This is a genomic window from Streptomyces sp. NPDC005266 (genome assembly GCF_040607655.1).
GTDB lineage: Bacteria > Actinomycetota > Actinomycetes > Streptomycetales > Streptomycetaceae > Streptomyces.
In genome coordinates this window covers 506,536-513,024 of the sequence record NZ_JBEXHC010000001.1, presented here as the reverse complement: position 1 = coordinate 513,024, position 6,489 = coordinate 506,536, and the positions used below count along the sequence as shown (strand labels likewise).

At 71.3% G+C, this 6,489-nt stretch carries 4 protein-coding genes; 1 reads left to right on the top strand and 3 read right to left on the bottom strand.

Going from position 1 to position 6,489, the window contains the following annotated elements; translation table 11 throughout:
• Positions 1–161: 161 nt before the first annotated feature.
• Both ABZU99_RS02325 and ABZU99_RS02320 read right to left on the bottom strand, forming a co-directional pair.
• Complete coding sequence (locus ABZU99_RS02325; protein ID WP_356044156.1) at positions 162–2,390, bottom strand: bifunctional polysaccharide deacetylase/glycosyltransferase family 2 protein; 2,229 nt, start codon at positions 2,388–2,390, stop codon at positions 162–164.
• The gene (locus ABZU99_RS02320; RefSeq protein ID WP_356044159.1) at positions 2,387–3,235 is read right to left on the bottom strand and encodes a hypothetical protein; all 849 of its coding nucleotides are present in this window, start codon (positions 3,233–3,235) and stop codon (positions 2,387–2,389) included. Before ABZU99_RS02320 ends, ABZU99_RS02325 begins: the two co-directional genes overlap by 4 nt.
• A gap of 180 nt (positions 3,236–3,415) precedes the next feature.
• Here ABZU99_RS02320 and ABZU99_RS02315 point away from each other — a divergent pair, with 180 nt between their 5' ends.
• Positions 3,416–4,495: a chitinase gene (locus ABZU99_RS02315; protein WP_355943415.1), complete on the top strand. Its 1,080-nt coding sequence runs from the start codon at positions 3,416–3,418 to the stop codon at positions 4,493–4,495.
• A 187-nt stretch (positions 4,496–4,682) separates the two neighbouring features.
• Here the strand turns inward: ABZU99_RS02315 and ABZU99_RS02310 are convergent, their stop codons facing one another.
• Positions 4,683–6,374, bottom strand: a complete 1,692-nt coding sequence (locus tag ABZU99_RS02310; RefSeq protein WP_355943413.1) for a fumarate hydratase — start codon at positions 6,372–6,374, stop codon at positions 4,683–4,685.
• Between the last annotated feature and the right edge of the window lie 115 nt (positions 6,375–6,489).

The following is a 6,489-nucleotide window of genomic DNA, read 5'->3' as shown; positions in this document are numbered from 1 at the left end:
CGGGGCCGAGCGGGTGAGCCCGGTCACCGTACGGCCTCCGGCGCCCGCGGGGTGTCCACCTCCCCGGTGCGCTTGAGCTTCTGCCAGGGCAGCAGGCAGGCACAGCGCTGTCACGTCCCGCCGTGTTCCCCCGTCCGCCGGGGCCGAGCGGGTGAGCCCGGTCACCGTACGGCCTCCGGCGCCCGCGGGGTGTCCACCTCCCCGGTGCGCTTGAGCTTCTGCCAGGGCAGCAGGGCACCGGTCGCCGCGGTGACGCAGGAGTGCAGCAGGACCAGATACATCAGCTGGCGGTAGGCGATCTGCTGCAGCGGCAGTACGGCCAGGGCCCGGTAGCGCTCGCGGTCCAGCCGGAACGCGTACGCCGCCCCCAGCAGCTGCACCAGCAGCAGCGCGCCCCACGCCAGCAGCGACCGCACCGGATCGATGAAGATCACCCCGTACAGCGTGAAGAGGTCGATGAGCGGGGCGCACAGCGGGGTGATGATCTGGAAGAGCACCACCAGCGGCATCCCGACCCGGCCGAACCGCCCCGACGGGCCCCGGTCGATCAGCGACCGGCGGTGCTTCCACAGCGCCTGCATGGTGCCGTAGCTCCAGCGGTAGCGCTGCTTCCACAGCTGGCCGAGGGTGCCCGGCGCCTCGGTCCAGGCGCGGGCGTGCTCCTGGTAGACCACCTGCCAGCCGGCCCGGTGCAGGGCGATGGTGATGTCGGTGTCCTCGGCCAGGGTGTCCGCGCTCATGCCCCCGGCGTCCAGCAGCGCGCGGCGGCGGAAGGCGCCGATCGCGCCGGGGATGGTCGGCATGCAGCGCAGCAGGTCGTACATCCGCCGGTCGAGGTTGAAGCCCATGACGTACTCGATGTGCTGCCAGGCGCCGATCAGTCTGCCCCGGTTGCCGACCTTGGCGTTGCCCGCTACCGCGCCGACGAGGGGATCGGCGAAGGGGCGCACCAGCTCGCGGATGGTGGTGGGCTCGAAGACGGTGTCGCCGTCCATCATCACGATGAGCTCATGGCGGGCGTGGGCGATGCCCCGGTTGAGCGCGGCTGGCTTGCCCGCGTTCGGCTGGCGCAGCACCCGCACGTTCGGCAGCGCCATGGCCTCCACGATGTCCGCGGTGCCGTCGGTGGAGCCGTCGTCCACCACCAGGATCTCGATCGGATGAGTGGAGGCGGCCAGCGAGTTCAGGGTGTTGGCGATGCACTCCTTCTCGTTGTAGGCGGGCACGATGACGCTCACCGGATCGGTCACCTCCTGCACCCGGGTCCAGCGCCGCCGCTCCCGGGAGCGCCGGTGCCACCAGGCGAGGACCACCATCAGCAGCAGCCGGCCGACCACCGAGATCCCCACGAGGCCCAGCATCCCGACGAGTGCCGGCAGGGCGTCGTGGGTGAACGCGGCGGCCCAGATGAGCGCCCGGCCCTCCCAGACCCGGGCGGTGGGGGCCGGGTGGTTGGCGCTCCGGGCGCCGAGCGCGCCGGTGATGGTGGTGAAGGAGTAGCCCTTCTTCTTCATCAGGTCGATGTAGTGGCCCAGCGCCTTCACGGTCCGCGAGCGGTTGCCGCCCGCGTCGTGGAAGAGCACGGACGCGCCGTTCTTGCCGTCGGGGGTGGCGTTCTGGACGATCTCCTTGACCGGGGGCCGCTGCCAGTCCTCGCTGTCGGCGTCCACGAACGCGCTGATGTAGCCCTTGGAGCCGATGTGCTGCTGGACCGGCCAGGTGCGGTCGTCCAGCGCGCGGACCTTGGAGGCGTACGGCGCCCGGAAGAGCGAGCTGGTGATGGACGCCGCGCCCGCCAGGGCCAGCTGCGACTGGGCCAGTTCGCGGTCAATCCGGCCCTGGTCCTGGTAGGACAGGTCGACATGGGAGAAGGTGTGCACCCCGATCTCATGGCCCGCGTCCCGCATCCGGCGGACCAGATCCGGATGGCGGACCACCATCTGGCCGAGCACGAAGAAGGTCCCGTGCACCTTGTGGCGGCGCAGCACGTCGAGGATCTCCGGCGTCCAGCGCGGGTCGGGGCCGTCGTCGAAGGTCAGCGCGATGTTCTTGGACGGGATGGCGTGCTCGGTGGCTTTCCCCTTGTGGTCGAAGGTGATCACCGGGCCGCCCTTGCGCAGCCGGTCGGGGACCGTGCGCGAGCCGTGGGAGCGGTGCACCCGGGCGTCGTTGCCGATCTCGGCGTGCAGATAGCCGTCGAGCAGCAGCGCGCAGACGAACGCGAGGAGGGTCGCGAGTGCGAGCACGGTCCGGGTGCGGGCCCGGACCCGGGTGCGGGCCCTGTCGCGGGATCTGGGGCGGACCATGGCGCGGATCGCCGTACGGGGTTCGGTGCGCGGTTTGTCGGTACGGCGCGGACGCGGCAGCCTCGGCTGTCTGCCGCCGGTCATGACGCCTCGTCCTCGGTCTGCGCATGGCCGGCGCCATCGGCCTCGACGTCGTCATGGGCCCCGGCCCCGGATCCGGCCCCGGCTCCGGCGGGGTTCTTGGTGTCGGCCGGCTTCTGGGGAGTCCGCGGGTTCTTGGGGCCGTTGGGGTGATGGCTGTGGCCCGGGCTCTTGGCGGAGCTCTTGGAGGGGGGTTTGGCGCCGGCGGAAGGCTTCTTCGAAGGGCCGGGCTTGTCCACGGGCGGCTTGGCGGAGTGACCGGCGCCCGGGCGCGTATGCGCCGGGGAGGGGTGCCGGGGTGACGGACGCTCGGCATGCCGGGGTTTGCCGCCGGGCGCGTGGCCGGTGGGCCGGGGGTGCGCCGGGACGGGCCGGGGCGCCACGGTGTGCCGCGTGGAGGTGGCCGGCTGCGGCGGCGCGGGGCGCGGCTGGGTGGTGACGGCGTGCCAGGTGGCGGGCTGCCGGGCGGCCAGCGGGCGCGGCTGCGCGGGGGAGTGCCGGTGCTCAGGGCGCAGCCTGCTCTGACGGTGGTTCGGGGTGTGCTCGGCGGTGGGTCTCCGTGCGCCCGAGTGCCCGTCCGGAGCGCTCTTCGGCTCCCGCCCGAACGCCTCGGTGGCGAGAGGGCGCCCCGGGATCAGCGTCTCGGGGGCGAGGGCCGTACCGCCTACGAAGCCCACTCCCAGGACCGCCGAGTAGCCGAGGCAGACGGCCCCCGCGACCACGCCCGCATGCCGCACCAGCCGGCCACGGCGTCCGGAGAGGTCCACGAACACGGGCCCCTTCCTGACCACCTCAGGGCGGAGGGGGCGCGACGGTGCGCGCTCGGCCACATCTGACTGAGGATCCATACCCGAGAGGCTAGTCCAGAAAATACGACATGCGACATATAAGTCAAACATGCGGTGTGTCATAGTTCGTGACGGTTCATGGAGTGTGCGAGGTTGGCAGAGGAGAACGGCACGGGCGGCGGAGGTCCCCGGTGCCGCACGAACGGACCGCACCTTGGACCGCAAGGAGGAGCCAGAGCCATGAGGGCCAGCCCCCGCATGAGCGGAATCGCCGTGGCCGCCGCGGTGGTCTGCGCCACCATCGCCGTATGGGCCGGCGAAGAGAAGTCGTCCGAGCCGCACGCCGCGCCCTCACTGCCCCAGACGTCGGCCCCCGCCCCGCCCCGCCCCGCCGACTTCGTCCCCTACGTCAGCGCCTGGGCGGACTCGGCGTACGACATGACCGCCGCGGCGGCGCGCGGCGTCAGGGAGTTCACGCTGGGCTTCATCGTCGCGGGCGAGGGCTGCGACCCGGTCTGGGACGGCGGCACCGCGCTCGACGACCAAGCGCTGCAATCCCGTATCGAGGCCGTACGCCGAGCGGGTGGCGACGTACGGATCTCCTTCGGCGGCGCCGAGGGCACGGAGCTGGCCACCGCCTGCACCGACATCCCCGAACTCGCGGCCGCCTACACCGCTGTGATCGAGCGCTACGGGGCGACCAAGGTCGATTTCGACATCGAGGGTGACGGGCTCGCCGACGCCGACGCGACCGCCCGCCGGGTGCAGGCCCTCGCGCTGCTGCTGCGCACCCACGAGGGCCTGGACGTCTCCTTCACCCTGCCCGCCATGCCCAACGGGCTGACCCCGGAGAGCCTCGCCCTGCTGGAGCAGGCCAAGGAGCAGGGCATCACCCCGTCGGCCGTCAACATCATGGCGATGAACTACAGCGGTGACCACACCGGCGACATGGGCGACTACGCCGTCCAGGCGGCCACCGCCGCCCAGGCCCGGGTCCGCGAGGTGCTCGGCCTGTCCGACGCCGACGCCTGGAAGAGGCTCGGCGTGACGCCGATGATCGGGATCAACAACGTCACCGGCGAGATCTTCACCCTGGAGGACGCGGCCGGCCTCGCCCGCTTCGCCGCCGAGAAGGGCATCGGGCGGCTCTCGATGTGGTCCGCCGAACGCGACCAGCCGTGCGACCCGGAGGCCAGTGGCACCCCGGACGGCGAGTCGGGCCCTGACCAGAGTGACCAGAGCGAGGCGGGTGCGCCCAACACCCGGTGCAGCGGTATCGCGCAGCGACCGGGGGACTTCGAGGTGGCGCTGAAGGGCTGACGGAACCGGGAGGGGCCGCACGGCCCCTCCTCGCCGTCATTCCGCAAGGAGAAGGCGTCCGGTTCCGGTATCTACCAGGGTGGATTCCCGACGGATTCCCCTGCTTCTACGGCGTGGGGTCTTCCGGTTTTGACCTCTGGCCACCTTCCGGAGAAGGCCTGCGGGGGCGCGTAGGGGTTGGGGGCGGTTACGCCAGGCCGGGACCGCGCACCGGGATGCTGGTGAACGTCGGCTGAGCGGGTTCCTGCGGGCTGAAGAAGTCGTTCCCCTTGTCGTCCACCACGATGAACGCGGGGAAGTCCTCGACCTCGATCTTCCAGACCGCCTCCATGCCCAGTTCCTCGTACTCCAGGACCTCGACCTTCTTGATGCAGTCCTGCGCCAGCCGGGCCGCCGGGCCGCCGATCGAGCCCAGGTAGAAGCCGCCGTGCGCGTTGCACGCCTTGGTGACCTGCTGGGAGCGGTTGCCCTTGGCCAGCATGACCAACGAGCCGCCCGCCGCCTGGAACTGCTCGACGTACGCGTCCATCCGGCCCGCGGTCGTCGGCCCGAAGGAGCCCGAGGCATAGCCCTCGGGGGTCTTGGCCGGACCCGCGTAGTAGACCGCGTGGTCGCGCAGGTACCGCGGCATCTCCTCGCCCCCGTCCAGCCGCTCCTTGATCTTGGCGTGGGCGATGTCGCGGGCCACGACCAGCGGACCGGTGAGCGAGAGTCGGGTCTTGACGGGGTGCCTGGTCAGCTCGGCGCGGATCTCGTCCATGGGCCGGTTGAGGTCGATCCGTACGACGTCGCTCTCCTCGAGCTGCTCGTCCGTCGTCTCCGGCAGGAAGCGCGCCGGGTCGGTCTCCAGCTGCTCCAGGAACACGCCCTCGGGCGTGATCTTCGCGAGCGCCTGGCGGTCGGCGGAGCAGGAGACGGCGATCGCGACCGGGCAGGACGCGCCGTGCCGGGGCAGCCGGACGACCCGTACGTCATGGCAGAAGTACTTGCCGCCGAACTGCGCGCCGATCCCGATCTTCTGCGTCAGCTCGAAGACCTTCTCCTCCAGCTCCTTGTCGCGGAAGCCGTGGCCGGTCGGGGAGCCCTCGGTGGGCAGCTCGTCCAGGTAGTGCGCGGAGGCGTACTTCGCGGTCTTGAGCGCGTACTCGGCGCTGGTGCCGCCGACCACGATCGCCAGGTGGTACGGCGGGCAGGCGGCCGTGCCCAGCGAGCGGATCTTCTCCTCCAGGAACTTCATCATCGATGCCTCGTTCAGCACCGCCTTCGTCTCCTGGTAGAGGAAGGACTTGTTCGCCGAGCCGCCGCCCTTGGCCATGAAGAGGAACTTGTACGCGCCGCCGTCGGTCGCGTACAGCTCGATCTGGGCCGGCAGGTTGGAGCCGGTGTTCTTCTCCTCCCACATGGTCAGCGGGGCCATCTGGGAGTAGCGCAGATTGAGCTTGGTGTACGCGTCGAAGACGCCGCGCGACAGGGCCGCCTCGTCGCCGCCTTCCGTGAGCACGTTCTGGCCGCGCTTGCCCATGACGATGGCGGTGCCGGTGTCCTGGCACATGGGGAGCACACCGGCCGCCGCGATGTTCGCGTTCTTCAGCAGGTCGAGCGCGACGAAGCGGTCGTTGGCGCTGGCCTCGGGGTCGTCGAGGATCCGCCGGAGCTGGGCGAGGTGCGCGGGGCGCAGGTAGTGCGAGATGTCGTGCATCGCCTCGGCGGCCAGCTTGCGCAGCGCCTCCGGCTCGACCTTGAGGAAGGTGCGCCCGTCGGCCTCGAAGGTGCTCACGCCCTCGGAGGTCACCAGGCGGTACGGCGTGGTGTCCTCTCCCAGGGGCAGCAGGTCCGCATAGGCGAACCCAGGGTGGGCAGGGCGGGAAACGGGGGGCATCGCGGCCATTCCTCACTCGACGGGGCTACGGCTGTCATCGTCGACAGCGCGTCCATAAGCGTAGAACGGGGCCGGGGAGCGCGAGCTGTGAGGTAGGGCTCAGTGGGCGGGCTCA